This window comes from Arthrobacter sp. GW822-FHT05G07, assembly GCF_058799755.1.
Genome location: NZ_JBXALT010000015.1, coordinates 46,352 through 70,437, shown reverse-complemented (window position 1 = coordinate 70,437; position 24,086 = coordinate 46,352). Strand labels below are relative to the sequence as shown.

General features: G+C 62.4%; 24 protein-coding genes. 21 read left to right on the top strand and 3 right to left on the bottom strand.

What is annotated here, in order from left to right; translation table 11 throughout:
• Positions 1–43 precede the first annotated feature (43 nt).
• From AC1RJY_RS22035 to AC1RJY_RS22010, 6 genes are read left to right on the top strand one after another with little or no spacing between them, the layout of a single operon-like run.
• On the top strand, positions 44–1,270 hold the full coding sequence (locus tag AC1RJY_RS22035) for a molybdopterin molybdotransferase MoeA (RefSeq protein ID WP_498603524.1): 1,227 nt from the start codon (positions 44–46) through the stop codon (positions 1,268–1,270).
• On the top strand, positions 1,258–1,788 hold the full coding sequence (gene moaC, locus AC1RJY_RS22030; protein WP_011774291.1) for a cyclic pyranopterin monophosphate synthase MoaC: 531 nt from the start codon (positions 1,258–1,260) through the stop codon (positions 1,786–1,788). The genes AC1RJY_RS22035 and moaC overlap by 13 nt, the downstream gene beginning before the upstream one ends.
• Positions 1,785–2,282 carry a MogA/MoaB family molybdenum cofactor biosynthesis protein gene (locus AC1RJY_RS22025; protein WP_014921281.1) on the top strand — a complete coding sequence of 166 codons (498 nt, stop codon included), beginning with the start codon at positions 1,785–1,787 and terminating at the stop codon, positions 2,280–2,282. The genes moaC and AC1RJY_RS22025 overlap by 4 nt, the downstream gene beginning before the upstream one ends.
• On the top strand, positions 2,272–2,727 hold the full coding sequence (locus tag AC1RJY_RS22020; RefSeq protein ID WP_011774292.1) for a molybdenum cofactor biosynthesis protein MoaE: 456 nt from the start codon (positions 2,272–2,274) through the stop codon (positions 2,725–2,727). The genes AC1RJY_RS22025 and AC1RJY_RS22020 overlap by 11 nt, the downstream gene beginning before the upstream one ends.
• 51 nt (positions 2,728–2,778) lie before the next feature.
• Complete coding sequence (dapB, locus tag AC1RJY_RS22015) at positions 2,779–3,537, top strand: 4-hydroxy-tetrahydrodipicolinate reductase (RefSeq protein ID WP_011774293.1); 759 nt, start codon at positions 2,779–2,781, stop codon at positions 3,535–3,537.
• A 4-nt stretch (positions 3,538–3,541) separates the two neighbouring features.
• Positions 3,542–4,030, top strand: coding sequence for a hypothetical protein (locus tag AC1RJY_RS22010; RefSeq protein WP_014921283.1), 489 nt, complete (start codon positions 3,542–3,544; stop codon positions 4,028–4,030).
• Here the strand turns inward: AC1RJY_RS22010 and AC1RJY_RS22005 are convergent.
• Positions 4,006–5,241, bottom strand: a complete 1,236-nt coding sequence (locus AC1RJY_RS22005) for a heparan-alpha-glucosaminide N-acetyltransferase domain-containing protein (RefSeq protein ID WP_011774295.1) — start codon at positions 5,239–5,241, stop codon at positions 4,006–4,008. The genes AC1RJY_RS22010 and AC1RJY_RS22005 overlap by 25 nt on opposite strands.
• An 89-nt stretch (positions 5,242–5,330) precedes the next feature.
• Here AC1RJY_RS22005 and AC1RJY_RS22000 point away from each other — a divergent pair, with 89 nt between their 5' ends.
• The 7 genes from AC1RJY_RS22000 (at position 5,331) to AC1RJY_RS21970 (ending at position 13,069) form a co-directional block, all read left to right on the top strand.
• A complete protein-coding gene (locus AC1RJY_RS22000) occupies positions 5,331–5,666 on the top strand; it encodes a hypothetical protein (protein WP_011774296.1) in 336 nt (111 codons plus the stop codon).
• 104 nt (positions 5,667–5,770) lie between these two features.
• Positions 5,771–6,703, top strand: a complete 933-nt coding sequence (gene dapA, locus AC1RJY_RS21995; RefSeq protein WP_014921284.1) for a 4-hydroxy-tetrahydrodipicolinate synthase — start codon at positions 5,771–5,773, stop codon at positions 6,701–6,703.
• 6 nt (positions 6,704–6,709) lie between these two features.
• Complete coding sequence (locus AC1RJY_RS21990) at positions 6,710–8,401, top strand: ribonuclease J (RefSeq protein ID WP_011774298.1); 1,692 nt, start codon at positions 6,710–6,712, stop codon at positions 8,399–8,401.
• 75 nt (positions 8,402–8,476) lie between these two features.
• On the top strand, positions 8,477–11,347 hold the full coding sequence (locus AC1RJY_RS21985; protein WP_498603519.1) for an FtsK/SpoIIIE family DNA translocase: 2,871 nt from the start codon (positions 8,477–8,479) through the stop codon (positions 11,345–11,347).
• A gap of 38 nt (positions 11,348–11,385) precedes the next feature.
• The gene (gene pgsA, locus AC1RJY_RS21980) at positions 11,386–11,988 is read left to right on the top strand and encodes a CDP-diacylglycerol--glycerol-3-phosphate 3-phosphatidyltransferase (RefSeq protein ID WP_011774300.1); all 603 of its coding nucleotides are present in this window, start codon (positions 11,386–11,388) and stop codon (positions 11,986–11,988) included.
• A complete protein-coding gene (locus AC1RJY_RS21975) occupies positions 11,985–12,497 on the top strand; it encodes a CinA family protein (RefSeq protein ID WP_014921287.1) in 513 nt (170 codons plus the stop codon). The genes pgsA and AC1RJY_RS21975 overlap by 4 nt, the downstream gene beginning before the upstream one ends.
• 137 nt (positions 12,498–12,634) lie before the next feature.
• The gene (locus AC1RJY_RS21970; protein WP_014921288.1) at positions 12,635–13,069 is read left to right on the top strand and encodes a helix-turn-helix domain-containing protein; all 435 of its coding nucleotides are present in this window, start codon (positions 12,635–12,637) and stop codon (positions 13,067–13,069) included.
• A gap of 93 nt (positions 13,070–13,162) precedes the next feature.
• Here AC1RJY_RS21970 and AC1RJY_RS21965 read toward each other — a convergent pair whose 3' ends face one another.
• Complete coding sequence (locus AC1RJY_RS21965; protein ID WP_052295539.1) at positions 13,163–13,702, bottom strand: MarR family winged helix-turn-helix transcriptional regulator; 540 nt, start codon at positions 13,700–13,702, stop codon at positions 13,163–13,165.
• A gap of 41 nt (positions 13,703–13,743) precedes the next feature.
• On the opposite strand from AC1RJY_RS21965, the gene AC1RJY_RS21960 reads away from it, so the two are divergent.
• The 6 genes from AC1RJY_RS21960 to dapF all read left to right on the top strand — a co-directional run bounded on the left by AC1RJY_RS21960 (position 13,744) and on the right by dapF (position 19,310).
• The gene (locus AC1RJY_RS21960; RefSeq protein WP_011774304.1) at positions 13,744–13,968 is read left to right on the top strand and encodes a DUF3046 domain-containing protein; all 225 of its coding nucleotides are present in this window, start codon (positions 13,744–13,746) and stop codon (positions 13,966–13,968) included.
• A 258-nt stretch (positions 13,969–14,226) separates the two neighbouring features.
• Entirely contained in the window at positions 14,227–15,270 is a 1,044-nt protein-coding gene (recA, locus tag AC1RJY_RS21955; protein WP_011774305.1) for a recombinase RecA, read from the top strand.
• A complete protein-coding gene (locus tag AC1RJY_RS21950) occupies positions 15,260–15,802 on the top strand; it encodes a regulatory protein RecX (RefSeq protein WP_011774306.1) in 543 nt (180 codons plus the stop codon). Before recA ends, AC1RJY_RS21950 begins: the two co-directional genes overlap by 11 nt.
• Positions 15,802–17,349, top strand: a complete 1,548-nt coding sequence (gene miaB, locus AC1RJY_RS21945; RefSeq protein WP_011774307.1) for a tRNA (N6-isopentenyl adenosine(37)-C2)-methylthiotransferase MiaB — start codon at positions 15,802–15,804, stop codon at positions 17,347–17,349. Before AC1RJY_RS21950 ends, miaB begins: the two co-directional genes overlap by 1 nt.
• Before the next feature lie 19 nt (positions 17,350–17,368).
• Positions 17,369–18,295 (top strand): tRNA (adenosine(37)-N6)-dimethylallyltransferase MiaA, encoded by a 927-nt coding sequence (miaA, locus tag AC1RJY_RS21940; RefSeq protein WP_011774308.1) that lies wholly within the window; start codon positions 17,369–17,371, stop codon positions 18,293–18,295.
• Between the two features lie 46 nt (positions 18,296–18,341).
• The gene (dapF, locus tag AC1RJY_RS21935) at positions 18,342–19,310 is read left to right on the top strand and encodes a diaminopimelate epimerase (protein ID WP_011774309.1); all 969 of its coding nucleotides are present in this window, start codon (positions 18,342–18,344) and stop codon (positions 19,308–19,310) included.
• Here dapF and AC1RJY_RS21930 read toward each other — a convergent pair.
• The gene (locus tag AC1RJY_RS21930) at positions 19,291–19,905 is read right to left on the bottom strand and encodes a class I SAM-dependent methyltransferase (protein ID WP_014921295.1); all 615 of its coding nucleotides are present in this window, start codon (positions 19,903–19,905) and stop codon (positions 19,291–19,293) included. The two genes, dapF and AC1RJY_RS21930, sit on opposite strands and share 20 nt — an antisense overlap.
• 540 nt (positions 19,906–20,445) lie before the next feature.
• On the opposite strand from AC1RJY_RS21930, the gene hflX reads away from it, so the two are divergent.
• Together hflX and AC1RJY_RS21920 are read left to right on the top strand one after the other, a co-directional pair.
• On the top strand, positions 20,446–22,008 hold the full coding sequence (hflX, locus tag AC1RJY_RS21925) for a GTPase HflX (protein WP_043470004.1): 1,563 nt from the start codon (positions 20,446–20,448) through the stop codon (positions 22,006–22,008).
• Positions 22,001–24,061 carry an ATP-dependent DNA helicase gene (locus AC1RJY_RS21920; RefSeq protein ID WP_014921297.1) on the top strand — a complete coding sequence of 687 codons (2,061 nt, stop codon included), beginning with the start codon at positions 22,001–22,003 and terminating at the stop codon, positions 24,059–24,061. The genes hflX and AC1RJY_RS21920 overlap by 8 nt, the downstream gene beginning before the upstream one ends.
• Positions 24,062–24,086 lie beyond the last annotated feature (25 nt).

The window sequence follows — 24,086 nt, the reverse complement described above, 5'->3', positions numbered from 1 at the left end:
CGTCCGGAGAATTCCCCGGAAGCCAGCGTGTCCACACAGGAGGATGTCCGTGCCCAGATCTGTTGCAGCCCACCGCCAGGCAGTGGTGGAACTGCTGACCGGCGTCAGTGCGGATAGGGGTAAGCTCCGCCTGCCACTGCTGGAGGCGCTGGGCAAAGCGCTCGCCGTCGATGTCTACGCGCCCCTCTCCCTGCCCCCGTTCGACAATTCCCAAATGGACGGCTTTGCCGTCCGCTCGGCAGACATTCCCGACGGCGGTGCGGAGCTCCGGGTAGCTGAGCCGGTTCCGGCAGGTGCCGCGCCGGCAGCACTCAAGCCCGGCTTTGCCGCCCCCATCATGACCGGGGCCGTGATCCCCGAGGGGGCCGACGCCGTCGTGCCCATTGAAAAGGCGACGCCGAACGCTTTCCCGGACCCTGCAGCGGGGGAGGCTGTTGTCGTCCTGCCTTCAGTCGCTCCCGGCACCTACGTCCGGGACAGCGGCAGCGACATTGGGAAGGGTGAACTGGCGCTGGTCGCAGGCACCCGGATGGGACCCGCACAGTTGGGTCTCTTGGCGGCCTTAGGCCTGACAACCGTTGAAGTCCGCAAACCTTGGCGCGTGCTTCTGGTCACAACCGGAGACGAGGTAGTGGAGCCCGGGAAGGAACTCACTGCCGGCAAGATTTTCGACTCCAACGGAACACTGCTCGAAGCCTCCATGCGACAGGCCGGCCTGGACGTGGTCCGCACCGGAATTTCCGATGACGACCCCTCCAAGCTGCTGGCGGTCCTCCAACGTCACACCGGACCGGCGGAGGACCGGGTAGATGTCATCGTCACCACAGGGGGAGTGAGTAAGGGCGCCTACGAAGTAGTCCGGCAGGCCATGGCGAACCAGCCGGTGGAGTTCCTGCCGGTCGCCATGCAGCCAGGTGGACCGCAGGGATTGGGCACCGTCGAGGGTGTTCCGTTCCTTGGCTTCCCGGGAAATCCGGTCAGCTGCCTGGTCTCCTTCGAGATGTTTCTCCGACCGGCCCTTTCACAGGTACTGGGAACGCCTGCGCAGCGGCCGGTGCTCAAAGCACGTTTGGCCGAATCGCTGACCTCTCCGGAAGGAAAACACCAGGTTCGCCGCGGAACCATGGACGCCGATGGCACGGTCCGGATGGAAGGCGGCGCAGGTTCCCACCTGGTCCACGCCCTGGCCCGGGCAAACGCGCTGGTGCAGATCCCCGGCGACGTCACGGAACTCGCCGAAGGGGACGAAGTGGAAGTATGGATGCTGTGAACCACACTCCCGAAAATTCCGGTGGCCTGACCCACCTCAGGCAGGACGGCACTGCGCAGATGGTGGACGTTTCAGAAAAAGCCGTCACTACGCGTGAAGCCACCGCCACAGCCACTGTCCGCAGCACGCCTAACGTCCTGGCCCTGCTGGGCGCCGGTGAGCTGCCCAAGGGCGATGCCCTCGCCGTGGCACGTGTTGCGGGGATCATGGCGGCGAAGAAGACACCCGAGCTGATTCCGTTGTGCCATCCCTTGCCGATCTCCAAGGTCACGGTGGACTTCGAGCTGGGCGCCGACTCTGTTGAAATCCTGGCGAGCGTCAAGACCAGAGGCGTGACCGGCGTCGAAATGGAAGCCCTGACGGCTGCCTCGGTTGCCGCATTGAGCGTCTACGACATGATCAAGGCCGTGGACAAGCATGCAGTGCTGACCGATATTCGTGTGCTCGCCAAGAGCGGTGGAAAAAGCGGAGACTGGGACGTTTCCGGAGAATCGACCCCCAGGGAGGCCGGCGCGTGAGTGCGTGCGAGCCGATCACGCCGCGGAAGGCCGGCGTCGTTATCGCGTCAACCCGAGCAGCCGCCGGCGTGTACGCCGATGAGACGGGGCCGATCATCCTCGATTGGCTCAGCGAGCACGGCTTCGATACGTTCCCCACCATGGTGGTGCCGGACGGTGAGCCGGTTGGCGCTGCCCTGAGGGCACTCCTGACACAGCACCCCGCCGTGATCATCACCAGCGGCGGTACGGGCCTCAGCCCGGACGACCGCACGCCTGAAATGACGCTGCCCCTCCTCGAACGCGAGATTCCGGGCATCATGGAGGGTATCCGGCGCGCCGGCGCCGCCAAAACCCCCATGGCCATGCTGAGCCGTGGCCACGCCGGGGCAGCGGGGAAAACGTTCGTCATCAACCTGCCCGGATCCCCGAAAGGCGTCATGGACGGCTTGGCTGTCCTGGACCCTGTGATCGGGCACCTCTGTGAGCAATTGGAAGGAAACCATGGGCATTGAAACAAACTTTGAAGTGGTGAGCGCAGTCCTCAGCGCCGAGCCCATTTCCGTAGACCAAGCCATCAGGGCAGTGGAGTCGGATACCGCCGGAGCAGTGGTCAGCTTCAGTGGCGTCGTTCGAAATCACGACGACGGCAAGGCAGTGGACCGGCTAAGCTACAGCGCGCATCCCACGGCGCATCAGGTGATGTCGGACGTCGTGGCGCAGCTGGTTGCCGAGCACTCCGGAGAAGCGGCGCAACCCGTTCGGATCTGGGCAGCCCACCGGATCGGCATGCTGGAGATCGGTGATCCCGCGCTGGTGTGTGCAGTGGCTGCCGCCCATCGAGGCCAAGCATTCGCTGTGTGCTCCGAACTCGTGGACCGGGTCAAAGAACAGGTCCCCATATGGAAGGAACAGTTCTTTTCTGACGGCACCGTGGAATGGGTGGGAGCAGGGGAGTAGGCCGGAGTAACGGTTCCTGCCGGGCTCCGGCCCGGCGGTAGGGTTAACGGCATGACCGAACAACTTGCTGTTGCAGTGCTGGGCGCCCACGGGCGCATGGGAATTGAAGCCGTTAAGGCTGTTGACGCAGCCGAAGACATGAAGCTCGTAGCCGCTCTGGGCCGCGGCGATTCCCTGGAGAAACTGCTCGACGCCGGTGCACAGTACGTTGTTGACCTGACCGTTCCGGACATCACCGAGACCAACGTCCGGTTCGCCGTGGAGCACGGCATCCACGCAGTTGTGGGTACCACTGGCTGGGACGCCCACCGGCTCGATTCCTTGCGGAGCCTCTTGGAGCAAAAGCCGGACACCGGTGTTCTGATCGCCCCGAACTTCGCCCTCGGATCGGTGCTCGCCTCCGCGTTCGCGGCGAAGGCGTCGCAATACTTCGAGTCCGTGGAAATCATCGAACTGCACCACCCCAACAAGGTTGATGCTCCCTCCGGCACCGCAGTGCGCACGGCACAGCTGATCGCTGAAGCGCGCCAGGAAGCCGGCGTCCCGGCGAGCCCGGACGCCACGGAAACATCACTGGACGGTGCGAGGGGCTGCGACGTGGACGGGGTTCGTGTCCATAGCGTGCGCCTCCGCGGTTTGGTGGCCCATCAGGAAGTGCTCTTCGGTGGTCCGGGTGAGCAGCTGACGTTGCGCCACGACTCCTTCGACCGTGCCTCCTTCATGCCCGGCGTCCTTCTCGGGCTTCGCAAAGTCGCAGCCAACCCCGGCCTCACCGTTGGCTTGGACGGCTACTTGGACCTGGGGCTCTAGGATCATGGGCAATTTTTGGACCTCTTTGAAGAAGAACCGCACCAAAATCTGGGTGGGTGCCATCACCTTGCTGTTGGTGCTTTACCTGGTGGTTTCCGTGCAGCGCTCGTTCCTCTTGCTCGGCGACCCCAACCTTGTAGCCAAGGGGATCGGGGCCGCCTATCTGGTCCTGCCTGTTGTTGGCGCATGGGCGCTCATCCGTGAGCTGCTTTTTGGTGCCCGTACAGAGCAGATGGCCAAGGTTCTGGAAGCCGAGGGCGGATTGCCGGTTGATGATCTTCCGCGCACTCCCGGCGGGCGTATTGTCCGCGCAGCTGCTGACGCCGAGTTTGAGAAGTACCGCGCCGAGGCCGAGGCCGCTCCGGAGGACTGGCGCTCATGGTTCCGGCTCAGCTGCGCCTACGATGCCTCAGGAGACCGCAAACGTGCACGTGCATCCATGCGTGACGCCGTGAAACTCTTTCGCTCTCAGCCCACCGCAGCTGGCCGGTGACGGCCCAGGCTTGATGCCGTGTGGGCCACCCACTCCAATGGTCCGCGGCGCCGAAGTACGGCGAAACAAACGCCGATCACAACAGCAGTGAGAGCCTGGGCCCAGTACATACCTTCATCTGTCCACCCCGAGGGCAGGGGCTGGTTGGTGAAGCCGGAGACAACCCACACGTGCGCTGAATAGAGGGTCAGGGTCATCGCCCCCGGCCCGCTCAGCAGGATCAGGAAGTTGACCTTGATCCGCTCCGCCCAGGTGCCGAGCAGCAGGAACAAACCCACCACGGCCGCAGCCACCCCACCGCTGTGCAGCAGGTCCAAGGTGGTCCCGGCGTGCGGGGACGCTGTCGCCAGCCACCACCATGTACCGGTCTGTTCGAGGCCGGTGACGTTCACCTGAAGCATGCTCTCCAACGGGTATCCGCGGGTGTTCGGGAGGACTGAAAGTGCAGCCCGACCACCCCACAGCTCCATGGCAAGGATTCCGACGACTTTTGCCAGGCCGGCCACCACGACCCCGCAGGTCAGCAGCAGCACTTGGACTCGCGCCGTCGTCAGCGCCAAGCGGCCGATCACCAATCCGAGCAGCAGATAAGAGATCCACTGGAACGCGGGGTAGTAGCCGGTGAAAAAGAGGTCGGCGAGGAGGAGCGCAGGCGTCTCCATGTCCTCCCAGTTGGGATTGTGGCCCAACTTCAAGGGAGGGTTGGCGTCCAGCAGCAGAGGCCGGACCAGATATGCCAGCACCGGTGACAGCAGGACCCAGCCAAGTGCCCAAAAGCAGAGCGCCTTGAGCCGAAGGCCGAGGAACGGCAGGATGCACAGGAACAGAACCGCGTAGTGGACGAGGATCACGGCTACGTTGACTTCCAGGCCGCCCAGCATGAGTCCGACGACGGCGATCACCAAGGCGCGCATGGCAACTCCACCCCGGGCAGCCCATAGTTCCGTGCCGCTGCGGGGCTCCTGCTTGCCCGTACTGAGCGCCAGCCCGACGCCGGCGAGGACGGCAAACAGCGCCGCGGACCTGCCTGAGAACACCAATCCCACAAAGGTCGGCTCCCATTGCGGGGACGGTCCGAACGTTGGCATCACGTGCGTGGCCATCATCCCCAGCAAGGCTGCACCCCTGGCGGCATCTATCCCTGTGAGCCGGGAGGAGACGCGTCGGCCGCCTGGCGCTTTCTGCGTCGGGGTCGTCTCTTGCGAAGTCATGCAGCGATCGTCTCATAAGCCAATGTGAGCCGCTCGTGATGTGACAAGAAGCCCTTGTGTTCGAATATATGTTCGAATAACATGGCTGCATGAACGAAGCTCCCAAGCCGCCGGAAGGCATTCAAGGACCCATGAAAGCGATGAGCCCCGGCGTCGTCGATTTCCTGTTCAGGCAGCTCGTAGCGGGCGAGCCTCCGGAAGACACCCAGTGGCGGCGTGAAGGTCCTGTCTTGGCGGAGCAGACGCCGGGGGCCGAACTCGCCCGTCGGCTGTCCGAGACGGACCTGGCGTCCTTGACGCCACTGGAACTTTTCGAGTACGTTCGCGCCTCGCAGCGCTTGGTGGCTTGGGCAGAACAGCTCAAGGAGCGGGCAGTGGCGCACTACTGTGCGGAGGAGCCTGCACGGGCGCCCAAACCCGCTTAACAGCCTCGGACCCGTCTCCTTCCACAGCTCTGTCGCCGGCGAATGAGGACCACCACGCGGGACCCATTCTTCCAACAAGCCTGCGACAGGGTAACGTTTTTCGTATGTCTGACTTGCGCGCCCACGTTCCCGCCCTTGGTACCCTGCTGACCGCCATGGTCACCCCGTTCACTGAGGACGGCAAGGTGGACTATGACCAAGCCGCAGCGCTGGCAGAAAAGCTCGTTCAGGACGGATGCGACGGACTCGTGGTCACCGGTACCACTGGAGAGACGTCAACCCTTACGGACGATGAAAACCTCGGTATGTTCCGGGCGGTCAAAGAAGCCGTTGGAGGCAAAGCCGCCATCATTGCCGGGACCGGCACCAACGACACCGCCCACTCCGTGCACCTCTCGCAGCGTGCGGCAGAAGTCGGCGTCGATGGTCTCCTGATCGTCACCCCTTACTACAACAAGCCCAGCCAGGCAGGCGTTCGTGCGCACTTCGAGACGATTGCATCGGCCACGGACCTGCCCGTCATGCTCTACGACATTCCGGGCCGTTCCTCCATTGCGATCGCTCCCGAGACCATGATTGCGCTTGCGAAGCACCAGAACATCGTGGCCGTCAAGGACGCCAAAGCGGACTTCGCTGCTGCAACGCGGGTCATGGCTGAAACGGACCTGGTCTTCTACTCCGGTGATGACGGATTGACGCTGCAGTGGATGGCACTCGGCGCCGTCGGCCTGGTGGGCGTCACCACTCACGTCGCCACGAGCCGCTTCCGCGAGCTGATCGACGCCGTCAACGCCAGCGACCTCGCCAAGGCAAGGGCCATCAACTTTGAACTGGAGCCCGTCATACGTGCAACCATGACGCGGGTCCAAGGCGCAGTAGCCGCCAAGCAGATTCTCAAGTGGCAGGGAGTCCTGCCCAACTCGGTTGTCCGTTTGCCCCTCGTGGAGCCGGACGCGGCCGAGATCGAAATCATCCGCGGGGATTTGGCAGAAGCCGGAATGGACTTCGACGTCCAGGACGGTTCCGCCGGAAAGTAGCAAAACATGACCCAAACCGCCCTTCCCGGACTGGTTACTCCGCCGAAACTGCCGAAAGGCACACTGCGGATTGTCCCGCTCGGTGGACTGGGAGAGATTGGCCGCAACATGGCGGTCTTCGAAATCGACGGCAAACTGCTGGTGGTTGACTGTGGCGTGCTCTTCCCCGAGGAAACCCAGCCCGGCGTCGATTTGATCCTGCCTGATTTCTCCTACATTGAGGACCGTCTGCAGGACATCGTAGGCGTCGTGCTGACCCACGGCCACGAGGACCACATTGGCGCGGTTCCCTACCTCCTGCGCCTCAAAGCCGATATCCCGCTGATCGGATCCCAGCTGACTCTTGCCCTGGTGGAAGCCAAGCTCCAGGAACACCGGATCAAGCCGTACACGCTGACCGTCACTGAGGGGCAGGTGGAGCAGTTCGGCCCGTTCGAGTGTGAGTTCGTTGCAGTCAACCACTCCATCCCGGATGCCTTGGCAGTCTTCATCCGAACCGAGGGCGGCAACGTCCTCCACACCGGCGACTTCAAGATGGATCAGTTGCCGCTGGATGGCCGTATTACGGACCTTCGACACTTCGCGCGTTTGGGCGAAGAGGGCGTGGACCTGTTCATGGCAGACTCCACCAACGCGGACGTACCGGGCTTCACCACCGCCGAGAAGGAAATCGGGCCCACCTTGGACCGGTTGTTCGGACAGGCCAAGAAGCGCATCATCGTGGCCTCATTCTCTTCCCACGTTCACCGTGTCCAGCAAGTTCTGGATGCCGCAGCCAAACATGGCCGCAAGGTGGCCTTCGTTGGCCGTTCAATGGTCCGCAACATGGCTATCGCAGCCAAGCTTGGCTACCTCGATGTCCCCGAAGGCATCCTGGTGGACATCAAGAACATCGACAACATGCCGGACGACCGCGTGGTTCTCATGTCCACCGGATCGCAGGGTGAGCCGATGGCTGCGCTCTCCCGCATGGCCAACGGTGACCACCGTGTGGTGGTGGGCAAGGGAGATACCGTCATCCTGGCCTCCAGCCTCATCCCGGGCAATGAGAACGCCGTTTTCCGTATCATCAATGGCCTCCTCAAGCTCGGCGCCGATGTGATCCACAAGGGCACGGCAAAGGTTCACGTGTCCGGGCACGCAGCCGCCGGTGAACTGCTCTACTGCTACAACATCCTTGAGCCCCTCAACGCGATGCCCGTCCACGGTGAAACCCGCCACCTGATTGCCAATGGCAACATTGCGCTCGAATCAGGTGTCCCGGCCGAGGGCATCATCCTGAGCGACAACGGCACTGTCATTGACCTCAAAGACCATAAGGCCAACGTGGTGGGCCAGGTGGAAGTCGGCTTTGTCTACGTCGATGGTTCCAGCGTGGGAGAAATCACCGACGCCGACCTCAAGGACCGTCGCGTCCTGGGGGATGAGGGCTTCATTTCCGTTATCACGGTCATCAGCCGCACCACCGGCAAGATCGTGTCCGGCCCGGAGATCCATGCCCGCGGTGTGGCCGAGGATGACTCCGTTTTCGACGAGATCATCCCCAAGATCAACGCCGCCCTCGAAGATGCTGTGCTTAATCACACCGACCACACCAACCACCAGTTGCAGCAAGTGGTCCGCAGGATCATCGGCACGTGGGTTAACCGCAAGCTTCGCCGCCGCCCCATGATCATCCCAGTGGTCCTGGAGGCGTAGCCAGCCAGCAACATGAATACCCAAGGGGGCCTGAAATCCGCGGATTTCAGGCCCCCTTGGGGTAGCGTGGCACTTATGGCGACCCGTACTACCTCCACGCCACGAGGCAGCTCCAGCAGTAAATCCGGCGGCACAGGCCGGAGCACAGCCGCATCCAAAACCAGCGGAGCTGCGTCCAAGAGCGGGCGCGGCAGCACTGCCCGCACCAAACAGGCGGCCGCCGTCGAGCCTCATGCTCCTCTGCCGCTTCGCATGCTTTCAGGTTTCTGGCAGGGCATCGGCCACGTTGTCGGCGCCGGGGTCCGGCGAATCGGCTACGACGTCAGTGATCTGGATCCCGCCGACCGCCGGGACGGTGCAGCCCTGTTCAATTTGGTGTTGGGCATTGCCATCGCCACCTTCGCTTGGTGGGGTCTGACCGGGTGGCTCCCTGACATGGTTTACAGCGTGGTCAATGGGACCTTCGGGTGGATGTCCCTGATCCTGCCCTTCATGCTGTTCGTCTGTGCTTTCCGTCTTTTCCGCAAGCCACAGGATGGCCGTGGGAATAACCGCGTGGGTATCGGTTTCATGATCATGACCCTGGCAGGGTCGGGCCTGGCCCATGTCATCGGTGGCCTGCCCACCGTTGCGGATGGCTTCGACGGCCTGCGCAAAGCTGGCGGAATGCTGGGTTTCCTCGCCGCCGCCCCGTTGGCTGCAATCCATATGGCTGTCCCCGTGGTCCTTTACGGACTATTGGCGTTTGTGTCTCTGTTGATCGTCACGGCTACGCCGTTTGGTGCCATTCCGTCCCGGATCAGGGGCGCCTATGAACACCTCATGGGTGTCGACCTCATGGATGAGTCCGGCAAGGACGCCCATGACCGCAGCTACCTCTATGAAAACGAAGCTTCCACCAAGCCGAAGAAAAAGAAGCGCATGCGCTTCTTTGGCAAGGACGAGGAAACAGATAAGAGCCTGGAAGGTTACGTCGGGGACGAGGCCTTCGAGCACGCAATAGTCGACGACGACGAAACTCCGCGTGCGTCCGAACCGCGCGTTCCACCGGGCGTGCGTCGTCCAACGCAGGCCGAGATCGCCGTCGGAAAGATCAAGGCCGCCCAAGGCCTGGGTGGCGCCACGCCAGGTATCGACAACCCCACCGAGGCCATCCCGATACTGACTCCGGAGATGACCGCGCCTGTGGCTCCGGTTGCGCAGGTTCCCGCGAAACCCGCAGGGGCGCCCCTCCCTCAGGCGCCCATTCCGCAGCGCACCGAGCAACTGTCCCTTGCCGGCGATGTCACCTACACCTTGCCGGCATCGGACTACCTGACGCCCGGCTCCATTCCGAAGGAGCGCACGGAAGCCAATGACGCCGTCGTCGCTGCGCTGACGGACACCCTGACGCAATTCAACGTTGAGGCCGCGGTGACCGGCTTCAGTCGTGGTCCCACTGTGACGCGTTATGAGATCGAGCTGTCTCCCGGTACCAAGGTGGAGCGCGTCACTGCCTTGTCCAAGAACATCTCTTATGCCGTGGCGTCGAGCGATGTCCGCATCCTGAGCCCGATTCCCGGCAAGTCCGCCATTGGTATCGAGATCCCGAACACTGACCGCGAGACCGTATCGCTGGGTGATGTGCTGCGGAGTCAGAATGCGCGCAGGACCGACCACCCGATGGTCATGGGCGTCGGCAAGGACGTCGAGGGTGGCTACGTGGTAGCCAACCTCGCCAAGATGCCTCACTTGCTCGTTGCCGGTGCTACCGGTGCCGGTAAGTCGAGCTTCGTGAACTCCATGATCACCTCCATCCTCATGCGTGCCACGCCTGATGAGGTACGGATGGTCATGGTGGACCCCAAGCGCGTGGAGCTCACGGCGTACGAGGGCGTCCCGCACCTGATTACGCCCATTATCACCAACCCCAAGAAAGCGGCCGAGGCTTTGCAGTGGGTGGTTCGCGAGATGGACGCCCGCTACGACGACCTCGCCAACTACGGTTACAAGCACATTGACGACTTCAACAAAGCGGTCAGGGCGGGCAAGGTTGTGCCGCCCGTGGATTCCAAGCGCGTCATCAAGCCTTACCCGTATCTTCTGGTGATCGTTGACGAGCTCGCCGACCTCATGATGGTTGCCCCGAGGGACGTCGAAGACTCGATTGTCCGCATCACCCAGCTCGCGCGTGCCGCCGGCATCCACTTGGTGCTTGCAACGCAGCGTCCGTCCGTTGACGTCGTGACGGGCCTGATCAAGGCGAACGTTCCATCCCGTATGGCGTTCGCTACATCGTCCGTGACGGACTCGCGTGTTGTGCTGGACCAGCCGGGCGCCGAGAAGCTCATCGGCCAAGGTGACGCTCTGTTCCTTCCGATGGGTGCTTCCAAGGCCATGCGTGTCCAAGGCGCGTGGGTCACGGAATCCGAGATCCATAAGGTTGTGGAGCACGTCAAGGGACAGCTGCAGGCTGTCTACCGTGACGACGTCGCTGCTGAGGCGCCCAAGAAGCAGATCGACGACGACATTGGAGACGACCTCGAGGTCCTGCTCCAGGCAACGGAGCTTGTGGTCACCACGCAGTTCGGCTCAACCTCCATGCTTCAGCGAAAGCTTCGGGTGGGCTTTGCCAAGGCCGGCCGCCTCATGGACCTCCTGGAATCCCGCGGCGTTGTGGGTCCCTCAGAAGGTTCCAAGGCGCGGGACGTCCTGGTCAAGCCCGATGACCTCGCAGCAGTACTTGCCGCGATGAAGGGCCAGGAATCACCCGCTGCGCCCGACGCGCATACCGCCGCGCTGAGCGATAACGCGAACTCGAACATCGCCGTCGGCGGTTATGCCGAAGACCTTGTGCAGGCGGACCTGGACAACCGGACGCAGGCCATCGAATACTACGACGGCGCCGATGGCCCGAATGATGACGAAGAGGGCGGCGAGGACGCCTGGTCGCTCACGGGGCGTTAGCCCAAGGAAGGCAGCCCCAAAGAAGGTAGCCTAGTGGGGTGACTACAGCCGAGGGTGATAACGCGACTTCCAGCAGTTCCGACGTCTGGAACCTGCCCAACATCCTCACGATGCTCCGCATCGTCCTGGTTCCCTTCTTCGTCTGGTTCCTGGTGGCCGACGACGGCGAATACGGCGTCTGGCGCTGGGCCGCTGTTGTCGCCTTCGCCGTCGCCATCTATACGGACAAGCTCGACGGCGACATTGCCCGGGCGCGGGGCCTCATCACCAACTTCGGCAAGATTGCCGATCCCATCGCCGACAAGCTGCTGATCGGTTCTGCGCTGGTTCTCCTGTCCATCCTGGGAGAGTTGCCGTGGTGGGTAACTATCCTCATCCTGGTGCGGGAGTGGGGGATAACCGCCCTACGCTTCGTGGTTATCCGGTACGGCGTCATGCCTGCCTCCCGCGGGGGCAAGCTGAAGACAGTGGTCCAAACGGTGGCCATTTTCCTTTACATCCTGCCGCTGAAGGCGATCGCTCCCTGGCTGGGCGACGTCGCCTTCTGGGTCATGATGGTGGCTCTCGCCATCACCCTCTGGACCGGCGTCGAGTACGTCATCCAAGCGCTGAAGCTGCGCGCGGCCGGGCGGCGTGCATGACGCCCGATGACGGCGCATCCGCCGCTGAACAGACGTCGACGGCGGCAGTGGCTATTGCCATCGGGAACAAACTGACCGTGGCTACCGCTGAGTCACTGACGGCGGGCATGGTTGCGGCAGTATTGGCCAACACCCCGGGAGCATCCGGGATGCTGCAGGGCGGCGTGGTTGCCTACCAGAATTCAGTGAAGGCCGGTGTCCTGGGTGTTTCCCAGCAGCTGCTCTCAGAGGTCGGCTCCGTTGACGGGCAGGTGGCGGAGGCCATGGCCGACGGCGCAAGGCGGGTCTGTGGCGCCGATCTTGGGATTTCCACGACGGGGGTGGCCGGACCTGAGCCGCATGACGGCAAAGCAGTAGGCACGGTGTTCATCGGAATTGCCGGGAAATCCGGAACGGAGTCGTTTGAATACAGTTTTTCGGGGGACAGGCAATCCATCAGGGAACAAGCTTGCGGGGCCGCCTTGGCGCGTCTGCTTGCTGCCCTGAGTGACGTTGGTTACCGTTCGTAAAGTAGTCGGGAACAAAAACTGATTGCCAATAGTTGTGTCATTGTGTCGCTTCGGAAGAGCCGGGGCGCCTAGGATGTAAAAACCAACCCGGTCCGCCAGCCAGCGAACCGGACGAATGAGGGAGCAAGGCGATACAGATGGTAAAGCAGCCCGTATCCGTAAACGGCGTTGTCCGCTGGAAGGATGTGGGCTTGGCTGATCAGGCACAGAGCGAACAGAAGGAGCGCAAAATGGTTGTACTACGCCACGAGATCGGTGATGTACTGCGCGATGTCCGCCAGCGTCAGGGCCGTACCCTCCGCGAGGTTTCGCACAGCGCCCGCGTCTCACTCGGCTACTTGAGTGAAGTTGAACGCGGCCAGAAGGAGGCTTCTTCCGAGCTCCTGTCCTCTATCTGCACAGCCCTGGATGTTCCGTTGTCCCACATGCTTCGCGAAGTCAGCGACCGCGTGGCCGTCGCAGAAGGTGTCGCAGTTCCGGACACTGTTCCGCAGGAATTCTCCCAGCGTTACGGGCGCGATCTCGACCTCACGGACGACTTCCCGCAAGGAATGCTCTCCGGAGCCAGGTAACCGCTCCACCAGAACCATGGAAAAGGTCCCCAGCCTCAGGCTGGGGACCTTTTTCGTTTGAGTTCGTGGGATGCAGGCGCGGCAGGATGCTGCCTAAACGCCCGTGGGCTTGTCCTCGGCGTCGATTCCAGGTTCCTTCACGTTGAGCACACCGTCGCCGTAGATCGCGTTGAGCCGGCCCATATAATCAGCCAACGTTTGGACGTCCTCCAGTGGCCATTCGCCGAGTCGTTCTCGGAACACCTGCCTGCGGGCATCCTGAACCTGGTGCATCTTCTCTTCGCCCTTATCCGTCAACCGGATGGACTGGGCCCTGCCGTCCTGGGGATCCGCTTCTTTGTACACCAGGCCGATGCTTTCCAGAAAGGCGATCTGGCGGCTCACGGAGGGCTTGCCTACCCCGATGCACGTGGCCAGGTCAGTGAGCCGGATGGGCCCCTCCCGGCGGATGACTGTGAGGAGTCCATAGGCGGCAGGTTCCATGTCAGGGTGGACCTGGCGAGACAACTGGTGGGAGATAGAACGGGCACGGCGCCAGAGCAGGCTCAGCTGGTGTTCAACCTGCTGGAGGGCGTCGTCCGCGGCGTCGCCTGGCACGGCCGCACTTGGCGTGCTCTGGAGAGGATTGCTCATGGCAACCATTCTAGAGTCCGGGGCCATGAGAGACTCTATCCGTGAGGGCAAGTGACTTTTGGCGATTGATGGACGATGAATTCGGGGCAGGCTACTCCCGGGTCCTGGCCAACTCGCTGGTACTCGCCGGCGTTGGCGGACGGACTGCCGTGGAGGCGTTGGCCTCCGGTTATCAGCCCCGCGAGGTCTGGTTGGCCATGTGTGAGGTCCAGGATGTTCCCCCCGAACGCAGGCTTGGCAGGGATATCAAACCGACTGCCAATTGAACTCCGGCACCCGATGGTGACGGCGTCCCGGCATGGGACACGCCGGGACGTTGTTCGAATATCTGTTCGGGTGAGGATATGCTCCTGTGAGAGGAAAATTGATCTCGAAGGACGCATTCCAGAGCCTCCGGCAGCCCGGTTATCCACATAGCCATTGCCGGCTACTAAAAATGTCAGAGCACCGTAATAGCGTCTGACGTGACAGGAAAGCGGCCCTTCGGGCCACTCCACAGCGAGAAAGCATCAGAGGTGTGAACCATGGCGGCAACCCCGGATCGTGAGAAGGCGCTCGAAGCAGCGCTTGCCCAGATCGACAAGCAGTTCGGCAAAGGCTCCATCATGCGCCTGGGTGATGACACCCGCGCGCCGATTGAGGTCATTCCGACCGGCTCCATTGCACTGGATGTCGCCCTTGGCATTGGCGGCCTGCCGCGAGGCCGAGTGGTGGAAATCTACGGCCCGGAGTCCTCGGGTAAGACCACCGTTGCGCTTCATGCCGTGGCCAACGCGCAGCGGGCAGGTGGCATTGCAGCCTTCATTGACGCTGAGCACGCCCTTGACCCGGACTACGCTGCCAAGCTTGGCGTGGATACGGATGCACTCCTGGTCTCCCAGCCGGACACCGGTGAGCAGGCCCTGGAGATCATGGACATGTTGGTGGGCTCCGGCTCGCTGGACATCGTGGTCATTGACTCCGTGGCGGCCCTGGTACCCCGCGCCGAAATCGAAGGCGAAATGGGCGACTCCCACGTTGGCCTCCAGGCCCGACTCATGAGCCAGGCATTGCGTAAGATCACAGGCCGCTTGAGCCAGACCAAGACCACCGCCATCTTCATCAACCAGTTGCGTGAAAAGATCGGCGTGTTCTTCGGATCTCCGGAAACCACCACCGGTGGTAAGGCCCTGAAGTTCTACGCCTCAGTGCGAATCGACGTCCGTCGTATCCAGACCCTGAAGGAAGGCGCGGACTCCGTCGGTAACCGCACCAAAGCGAAGATCGTCAAGAACAAGATGGCTCCGCCGTTCAAAATCGCCGAGTTCGACATCATCTACGGTCAGGGCATCTCCCGCGAGGGCGGCATTATTGACATGGGTGTGGAGCACGGCATCATCAAGAAGTCGGGCTCGTGGTTCACGTACGACGGCGATCAGCTCGGCCAGGGCATGGAGAACTCGCGTCGATTCCTTCGGGATAACCCTGAGCTTGCTCAGGAGCTTGAGCGCCTGATCAAGGAAAAGCTTGGCGTGGGCGTCGTCAAGACGGAAGAAGATTCCCCGAAACTGAAGGCCGTTGACGGCTAGAAGAGGGCCGGATCCGAATTCTTCGGTTGCGGCCGATCCCGAACCTGATCCCGAATCCGTGGCGCGTGCCATCGTGCTGAGGCAGTTGACGATGGCGCCGCGGAGTCGGCTGCAGTTGTCCCGGAAACTCGCGGAACGCAATGTTCCCGAGGACGTGGCGCAGGCAGTTCTGGATCGCTTCGAAGAGGTTCAGCTGATCGATGATGCTGAGTTTGCCAGAATGTGGGTCCGGAGCCGCTCGCAAAGCAAAAAGCTTGCCAAGGGTGCCATTCGTCGTGAACTGGCAGACAAAGGCATCGAGTTGGACGCAGCGGAAGAGGCCCTCTCGCAGCTCAGTGACCAAGACGAGGAATTGGCTGCCCGGGAGCTCGTTCAGCGCAAGCTGCGGCCGGGCATGGATTTGTCAGATCGGGCCGAGCGGGACAAGTACACCCGCCGGTTTGCATCCATGCTGGCACGCAAAGGGTATGCCCCTTCCTTGGCTTTCAGAATCGTCGGTGAGGTGCTGGCAGAAGCCGGTACCCTTGAGTAGTGAGTTTGACCATTCCCTCCCCAATAGCTGCCACCACTCCTTCTGCTGCGTCCATGACTGCCGGTGAGCCCAAGACCTATCAGGTTCGGACTTTTGGCTGCCAGATGAACGTCCATGATTCCGAGCGCATGGCGGGGCTGCTTGAAGAGGCCGGTTATGTGCCCGCTGACGGGGAGGTGGCGGATGTTGTGGTCTTCAATACGTGTGCTGTCCGGGAGAACGCAGACAACAAACTCTACGGAAACCTCGGTCAGCTGCGGCAGGTCAAAGAGGCGAACCCCGGTATGCAAATTGCAGTTGGCGGTTGCCTGGCCCAGAAGGACCGCGAAACTATTGTGAAGAAGGCGCCGTGGGTTGACGCTGTATTCGGAACGCACAATGTGGGGGCTCTTCCGGCTTTGCTGAACCGTGCCCGTCACAACAATGAGGCGCAACTGGAGATTCTCGAATCCCTGGATGTGTTCCCGTCGACGCTCCCCACAAAGCGTGACTCAGTGTATGCAGGATGGGTCTCCATCTCCGTGGGTTGCAACAACACCTGCACTTTCTGCATTGTGCCCTCGCTTCGTGGCAAGGAGAAGGACCGGCGCCCGGGCGAGATCCTGGCCGAAATCCAGGCACTCGTTGATGACGGAGCTGTGGAAGTAACGTTGCTGGGCCAGAACGTGAATTCGTACGGTGTGGAGTTTGGTGACCGTCAGGCATTCTCCAAACTCCTGCGTGCTTGCGGTGAAATCGAAGGTCTGGAGCGTGTTCGTTTCACCAGCCCCCACCCCGCTGCATTTACGGACGATGTCATAGACGCCATGGCCGAGACACACAACGCCATGCCACAGCTGCATATGCCGTTGCAGTCCGGCTCGGACAAAGTGCTCAAGGACATGCGTCGTTCATATCGCTCCAGCAAGTTCCTGGGGATTCTGGACAAAGTGCGGGACCGCATCCCCCACGCCGCCATCACGACGGACATCATCGTTGGCTTCCCGGGCGAAACCGAAGAAGACTTCCAGGCGACCCTGGATGTCGTGGAGAAGTCGCGGTTTGCGTCCGCTTTTACGTTCCAGTACTCAAAGCGGCCAGGCACGCCGGCCGCAGACCTTCCGGAGCAACTCCCCAAGGCCGTGGTGCAGGAGCGCTACGAAAGGCTCACGGCGCTGCAGGACCGCATTGCTGCAGAAGAGAACGCCAAGCAGCTGGGACGGAAGGTGGAGGTCCTGGTCACAGCGCAGTCAGGGCGGAAGGCCGGTGAAACACACCGGTTGTCCGGGCGTTCCAAGGACCAGAGGCTGGTCCACTTCTCCGTGCCTGCAGGTGCTGAGGCTCCGAGGCCCGGTGACTTCGTCACGGTGACCATTACGGAGGCCGCTGCTTTCCACCTTGTAGCTGACCCGGCGGGCGCAGACGATTACCTCTTGCGCCGCTCCCGCGCAGGGGATGCCTGGGACCGTTCGCAGGCTGATTCCTGCGGAGTACCCGCAGCAGGAGCGGCGTCAGGCAAGGCCGGTGTGTCGTTGGGCATGCCGTCGCTGCCAACTCGTCGCGCTTAGAGACGGATCACAGGACCTCATGTCGTTCACCAGACAGGAACCTCCTCGGCCTGTCATTGCAGTTGTAGGCCCCACAGGTTCCGGTAAGTCGGATCTGGGCGTCAACCTCGCCCTTGCTTTGGATGGTGAGGTAATCAACGCCGACGCCTTGCAGTTTTACCGCGGCATGGACATTGGTACCGCCAAGATCACAGTGGAAGAGCGCAGGGGTGTGCCACACCATTTGCTTGACTCCATGGACGTCACCCAGGAGGCCAGCGTCGCGGACTTCCAAGATGAATGCCGCGCTGCCATCAATGACATTCACTCGCGGGGAAAGCGCGCTATCCTCGTGGGCGGATCCGGATTGTATGTGCGGGCCGCCTTGGATGTGCTGGAGTTTCCCGGCACTGATCCCACACTCCGCAAGGAGCTGGAAGAAGAGTGCGAAAACAACGGGCTTGCGCCGCTGCGTGCCCGCCTGGAGGAAGTCGATCCCGTGTCGGCGGCCCGCCTCGGCGACGCCCGGCGCGTGATCCGTGCTTTGGAGGTCCACGGCCTCACTGGGCGCCCCTTTAGTTCGTTCATGCCGCAGCGGGAGTACTTCCAGCCTGCACTGCAGATCGGCCTTGAAGTGGATCGGGAGCAACTAAGGGAACGTCTGGCCGTGAGGGTCCATCGGATGGTGGAGGGCGGTCTTCAACAAGAAGTTGAACGACTCGACGCCGTCGGGTTGCGGAGCGGGAAGACAGCTTCGCGCGCCTTGGGGTATGCCCAGTTCCTGAAGGTTCTTGACGGTGAGATGACCGCAGATACTGCAGCTGAGGAAACCATCGTGGCCACCAGGCAGTTCGCACGCCGCCAGCTGACGTGGTTCCGGGCGGATCCACGCATCACGTGGCTGGGTTGGCAGGATCCGGAGCTTGTGGACAAGGCGGTCAAGGTGGTCAACGCGGCTTCGACGTAGCCGATGCAATTTCTGGCCGAACAGGCGCGGCAGGTAGCCTAGAACCATGGATGAAACCGCCGCAGTTCCCGCCCGGCAGGCCGCAACTGCCGACGTGTCAGTGACACCTCCAAGCCTCGCAGGCCTGACATTTTCCAAGGGTCACGGAACGGGCAATGACTTTGTGCTTATCGCTGATCCCGGGGACGCCCATGAGGTCACGGCTGAGCAGGTGGCGCAATTGTGCGACCGCCATGTGGGCATCGGGGGTGACGGCCTTATCCGGGCGGTCCCGTCCCGCTTTCTCCCGGAAGGCCGCGTTGCCCTGGAGCAGGATCCCCAAGCAGAGTGGTTCATGGACTACCGCAATGGGGATGGTTCGCTTTCCGAGATGTGCGGCAATGGCGTGCGCGTCTTCGTCCATTTTCTGATCGCGGAGGGTTTGGTGGACCTGGGGCCCGGTCAGACCCTCACTATCGGCACACGCGGCGGCGTAAAAAAGGTTGTACGCACGGTCAACGGCTATGCCGTGGATATGGGCCCGTGGGAGTTCCTTTTCCCCGAGGAAGCCACCAGTAAGGCCATGGATGCACTGGTCAGCGCCGAGGGCCTGGAAGTGCCAAGGCCCGGCCTGTCAGTCAGCATGGGCAATCCCCACACGGTAGTTGCCCTTGCGGAACTTAGCGAGCTTTCAGCCACACAACTGTTCAAGGCTCCCGTGGTGGACCCCAAGCCCGCCAATGGAACCAACGTCGAGTTTGTGGTCCCCGCCGAGCCGCTGGTGGAGGACGGTGTAGGAACCATCACCATGCGCGTTCACGAGCGTGGCGTGGGGGAGACACAGTCCTGCGGCACGGGCGCGTGTGCCGCCGCCGTCGCGATCCGTCACTGGGCGGGGGACACAGCCCCGAACGACTGGCACGTCAAGGTGCCGGGCGGCGTCGTGGGTGTGAAGTTCTTCCCCGGGGCAGGCGGCCGCGAGCATGTGGAACTTAGCGGCCCGGCCGTGATTGTGGCTACTGGGACGCTTTCCTGACCCGGATGATCCTGAACGTCTTGGACGTGCTTTCACGGGAAACCGTGTAAGAACTGTCCAGTTCGGCGGCGAGCCATCGCTGGAGGGAGTCCGAGCCCAGGTTCTTCTGCACAACCAACCAGGCGTTGCCTCCCGGGGCCAGCCGGGGCAGCCACGTCAGCAGCAGCGAGTGTAGTTCGTCCTTGCCGATGCGGATGGGCGGGTTGGACCAGATGGTGTCGAATTCGACGGCGGGATCTACCTCGTGCGGGAGGCTCGCCGTGACGTTGGTGAGGCCGAGCGCCGTCGCGTTCTCGTTGGTCAGCGCGATGCAACGCTCATTCACGTCCACGGCATGAACGTGGGCATGTGGCGCCATCAGGCCAAGGGTCAGGGCAATCGGGCCCCAGCCACAGCCGATGTCCAGAAGGTGACCCTTCGGTGACGGCGGTGGAACCTCGGCGAAAAGCACCGCCGTGCCCTTGTCTACACCGTCGGGACTGAAGATGCCCGATGAGGTCTGCAGATGGCGCGTGGCCCCAGCGAGTTCAACTGTGAGTGGCTTGCGCGTGAACGGTCCTGCCGGTTGGGCGGTGAAATAGTGTGCAGACTCCATAATTTGCCAGATTAGTTGGCTATCGTCGGCTTGGGAAACCGCCTCCGTCCACGGCAGGGTTGACAACGGCTGCTAAAGTGGAACGCATGTTCTTGATCTTCGAGTAATCAGCCGAACAACGCCTGATTCATCAGGTGTTGTATGGCACCGCCCGCGACGCAGGCCCCGCTTGGCATTTCAGCCCGGCCCGGCCTTTCCGCCAGGCAGGTCCCAATGGTCCAGTTTGGTCGCAACGGCTCAGTCCGTTGGTTCCATGACGACCCGGACACTCTGAAGATCCCGTCCCGCCTTTCTATTCGCCGTGGACCGCTAACGTTTTGCGGCCGAAGCGCAGGGACAGGCAGCGCATCCTCACCTTGGCCAAGGACCCTCCCCGCGGAATCAACCACGCCACATCACAACAGCCCTGCCCCCACAAGGCCCGGGCTGCCCAGTACACAGGAGGCCCTTTTGGCCGATGCCCGTCAGCCCAGCGCGAATAGCGCCCCACCCAGTAGCAAACAGCACTATTCTGGAATTGCCGAACAGTCTAAGGAGACCATGACCACCCAGAAGCACTCCGGATCCGATTCCGACGCCCAGGACATGAGTCCTGAACAAATCCAGGCCGTCATCGACCGGATTCTTTCCAAGGATGTACCTGCGCAGGCATCCGACGACAACGACGCCAATGGTGTGTTCGGCAAGGCGCAGGCGATTTCCACGCTGGACCAGGAACACAGCATCTTCGACGGCGATCAGGAAGATTTGGCTGAACGCCGCGCTCTTCGCCGTACCGCAGGACTGTCCACCGAGCTTGAGGACGTCACTGAGGTCGAATACCGGCAGCTGCGCCTGGAGCGAGTTGTCCTGGCCGGCCTGTGGACCGAGGGGACTCTTGCTGATGCAGAGAACTCCCTCCGCGAACTCGCGGCACTGGCTGAGACCGCCGGATCCGAGGTGCTGGATGGCTTGGTTCAGCGTCGGCAGAAGCCGGACCCCGGGACCTTCCTTGGTTCCGGTAAAGCCCAGGAACTCAAGGACATCGTCGCCGCCACCGGCGCAGACACCGTGGTGGTGGATACAGAGCTCGCGCCGTCTCAGCGACGCGGCCTTGAGGACATTGTGAAGGTCAAGGTCGTTGACCGGACCACATTGATCCTGGACATCTTCGCCCAGCACGCCAAGAGCCGGGAAGGCAAGGCGCAGGTTGAGCTCGCGCAGCTCGAATACCTGCTCCCGAGGCTTCGTGGTTGGGGTGACTCCATGTCCCGTCAGGCCGGTGGCCAGGTGGGTGGAGCAGGCGCTGGCATGGGCTCGCGTGGTCCGGGTGAAACCAAGATCGAACTTGATCGACGGCGAATCCGCACCCGCATGGCCAAGCTGCGTCGTGAAATCGCCGCGATGAAGCCAGCGCGCGAGACCAAGCGCGCCAACCGCCGTCGTAATGCTGTTCCGTCCGTCGCCATCGCCGGGTACACGAACGCCGGCAAGTCGTCCCTGCTCAACCGCCTTACCGACGCCGGTGTCCTGGTGGAGAACGCCCTGTTCGCCACCTTGGATCCCACGGTCCGCAAGGCGCAAACCCCGGATGGCATCGGCTATACCCTCGCAGATACCGTTGGATTCGTTCGTTCACTGCCAACCCAGCTGATTGAGGCTTTCCGGTCCACGTTGGAAGAAGTTGCAGATGCGGACCTGATCCTCCATGTGGTGGATGCATCGCACCCTGATCCTGAGGGCCAGATTGCCGCAGTAAGGGCCGTTTTCACCGAAGTGGATGCCCGCAAGGTTCCGGAAATCATCGTCCTCAACAAGGTTGATGTCGCGGATCCCTTTGTGGTGGAGCGCCTTAAGCAGAAGGAACCCCGCCACGCTGTGGTGTCCACCCGCACGGGTCAGGGTATTGCCGAACTGCTGGAAGACATCAGCCGATCCATTCCCCGGCCTGGCGTGCGCCTTGAACTGCTCATTCCCTACGACCGCGGGGAAATGATCAACAAACTGCACAATTCCGACTCGGAAATCCTCAGCCTTGAGCATGAGGAGAACGGGACCCGCGTAGTTGTCATGGTGCGTGAAGGTCTGGCTGCCGAACTGGAGTCATTCGTCAGTAATGGTTGAGAAGGTGGCGGCGGACGGCGTCGAGTCGGCGGGGGAGAAAGCCACCCTCGAGTTGTTGGACCGGGCTGTTGCCGGCATGGGCGGACAAAGCCGTACGGGTCAGCACGAAATGGCCAAGTATGTAACCCGGGCTATTGAGACCGGAGAGCATTTGCTGGTCCAAGCGGGAACGGGAACGGGTAAGTCCTTGGCTTACCTGATTCCGTTGATCGCTCATTCCATGGACAGCGACAAACCGACGCTCGTGTCCACCGCCACCTTGGCACTCCAGACTCAGATCGTCGGCCGTGATCTTCCCCGGCTGCTGGAGACGATCAATCCTGCCCTTGAGCGTCCGGTCAACGTGGCACTGGTCAAGGGCAGGGCCAATTACGTGTGCCTGCAGAAACTTGAAGGCGGATTTCCCAGCGAAGAGCCCTCCGAAGGGCAGCTGTTCTCCTTGGGCGAGGACACCAGCGTGCCTCACTTTGCTGCCTCCATGGGCGGGCCGCAATCCCAGCTGGGCAAGGAAGTAGTCCGCCTCCGGGAATGGGCGGAGAAGACCGCTACGGGCGACCGGGACGAACTGATGCCGGGCGTCACTGACAGGGCCTGGCGTCAGGTGTCCGTCACGTCCATGGAGTGCTTGGGTGCGCAGAAGTGCCCTCTGGCCGAGGAGTGCTTCAGCGAGCTGGCGCGCTCCAGGGCGGGGGAGGCCGACGTCGTGGTCACCAACCATGCCATGCTTGCCGTCAGCGCCTTCGAAGGCCTCGCTGTGCTGCCTGAGTACGACGTCGTGGTGGTTGATGAGGCGCATGAGCTTCAGGACCGCGTGACCGGTGCCGTTTCAGGGCAGTTGTCGGTGGCGATGGTCCACGCTGCGGCATCCAGTGCCCGCAAGCACACAGCCATAACAGTGGACGCCCTCAACGCTGCAGCGGACCGGCTGGATATGGCCATCGCCGGCGTATCCAACGGGCTGTTGCCCAGTGGCCTCAACGACGAGCAGCTCGATTGCCTGGACCAATTGCGGGACGCCACGCGCGCTGCGCTCTCGGATTCGAAGACTGATTCGTCAAGCGCAGTGGACGGCGGCCGCCAGCTCGCGCGCTCACGGCTCATGCTCATCCTGGAACTGTGCGAGCGAATGCTGGCCGCCAAAGAGAACCGGGAAGTTGTCTGGTTCTCGCGGAACAGCACATTCGACCCCCAGCAGGGCTATTCGCAACCGGATGAGACTGCCCCGGCTTTGATCAATATCGCCCCGCTCAGTGTCGCGGGACGGCTTCGGGAGGGCCTCTTCGCCGGCCATACCGTGGTGCTGACTTCCGCCACGCTGGCCATAGGCTCTGCCTTCGAGCCGGCAGCAGGCGGCCTCGGCCTGATTGGCGACGGTGCCCCGAGTTGGACAGGGATCGATGTCGGATCGCCCTTTGACTACCCCAAGCAGGGTGTGTTGTACGTGGCTAAGCACCTGCCCAAACCCGGTCGGGGAACTTCGCCCGAGGCGCTGGACGAATTGGAAGACCTCATCCGGGCCTCCGGAGGCGGGGCTCTGTGCCTGTTCTCCTCACGGCGTGCGGCAGAGGAAGCAGCCGATGCCATGCGACTCCGGCTGGACGTGGATATCCTCTGCCAGGGCGAATCAACTATGGCGGCCCTCGTAAAGCAATTCGCGGATGAGCCGGACACCTGCCTCTTTGGAACAATGTCACTGTGGCAGGGGGTCGACGTTCCTGGGGGCTCATGCCGTCTGGTGGTGATTGACCGCATTCCCTTCCCGCGCCCCGATGATCCCCTCATGACTGCCCGCTCCCGGGCAGTGGCACAATCAGGCGGGAATGGCTTCATGGCCGTATCAGCAACGCACGCTGCCATCAGGCTGGCGCAGGGCGCTGGCCGCCTGATCCGCTCGACGGGCGACAAAGGGGTAGTGGCAGTGCTCGACTCGAGGCTTTCGACGGAACGTTACGGAGGCTTCCTGCGTGCCGCCCTGCCGCCCTTCTGGGCAACGACGGACCGATCAGTGGTCCGAGGCGTTCTGGAGCGTCTGGGCTCCGCTAAGGCCCCGTAGCGCAACCTTCGCGTGGACACCTGCT

Bases quoted from the DNA above. Each gene is read 5' to 3' on its own strand.
- dapA (WP_014921284.1), top strand. From the start codon at position 5,771: ATGTCTGACTTGCGCGCCCACGTTCCCGCCCTTGGTACCCTGCTGACC.
- AC1RJY_RS21920 (WP_014921297.1), top strand. From the start codon at position 22,001: ATGGTTGAGAAGGTGGCGGCGGACGGCGTCGAGTCGGCGGGGGAGAAA.
- AC1RJY_RS21970 (WP_014921288.1), top strand. From the start codon at position 12,635: ATGGTAAAGCAGCCCGTATCCGTAAACGGCGTTGTCCGCTGGAAGGAT.
- hflX (WP_043470004.1), top strand. From the start codon at position 20,446: ATGACCACCCAGAAGCACTCCGGATCCGATTCCGACGCCCAGGACATG.
- AC1RJY_RS22020 (WP_011774292.1), top strand. From the start codon at position 2,272: ATGGGCATTGAAACAAACTTTGAAGTGGTGAGCGCAGTCCTCAGCGCC.
- AC1RJY_RS21990 (WP_011774298.1), top strand. From the start codon at position 6,710: ATGACCCAAACCGCCCTTCCCGGACTGGTTACTCCGCCGAAACTGCCG.
- AC1RJY_RS22035 (WP_498603524.1), top strand. From the start codon at position 44: ATGTCCGTGCCCAGATCTGTTGCAGCCCACCGCCAGGCAGTGGTGGAA.
- AC1RJY_RS22005 (WP_011774295.1), bottom strand. From the start codon at position 5,241: ATGACTTCGCAAGAGACGACCCCGACGCAGAAAGCGCCAGGCGGCCGA.
- recA (WP_011774305.1), top strand. From the start codon at position 14,227: ATGGCGGCAACCCCGGATCGTGAGAAGGCGCTCGAAGCAGCGCTTGCC.
- AC1RJY_RS21975 (WP_014921287.1), top strand. From the start codon at position 11,985: ATGACGCCCGATGACGGCGCATCCGCCGCTGAACAGACGTCGACGGCG.
- miaA (WP_011774308.1), top strand. From the start codon at position 17,369: ATGTCGTTCACCAGACAGGAACCTCCTCGGCCTGTCATTGCAGTTGTA.
- AC1RJY_RS22000 (WP_011774296.1), top strand. From the start codon at position 5,331: ATGAACGAAGCTCCCAAGCCGCCGGAAGGCATTCAAGGACCCATGAAA.
- AC1RJY_RS21985 (WP_498603519.1), top strand. From the start codon at position 8,477: ATGGCGACCCGTACTACCTCCACGCCACGAGGCAGCTCCAGCAGTAAA.
- AC1RJY_RS21930 (WP_014921295.1), bottom strand. From the start codon at position 19,905: ATGGAGTCTGCACACTATTTCACCGCCCAACCGGCAGGACCGTTCACG.
- AC1RJY_RS21965 (WP_052295539.1), bottom strand. From the start codon at position 13,702: ATGAGCAATCCTCTCCAGAGCACGCCAAGTGCGGCCGTGCCAGGCGAC.
- AC1RJY_RS22010 (WP_014921283.1), top strand. From the start codon at position 3,542: ATGGGCAATTTTTGGACCTCTTTGAAGAAGAACCGCACCAAAATCTGG.
- dapB (WP_011774293.1), top strand. From the start codon at position 2,779: ATGACCGAACAACTTGCTGTTGCAGTGCTGGGCGCCCACGGGCGCATG.
- dapF (WP_011774309.1), top strand. From the start codon at position 18,342: ATGGATGAAACCGCCGCAGTTCCCGCCCGGCAGGCCGCAACTGCCGAC.
- moaC (WP_011774291.1), top strand. From the start codon at position 1,258: ATGGATGCTGTGAACCACACTCCCGAAAATTCCGGTGGCCTGACCCAC.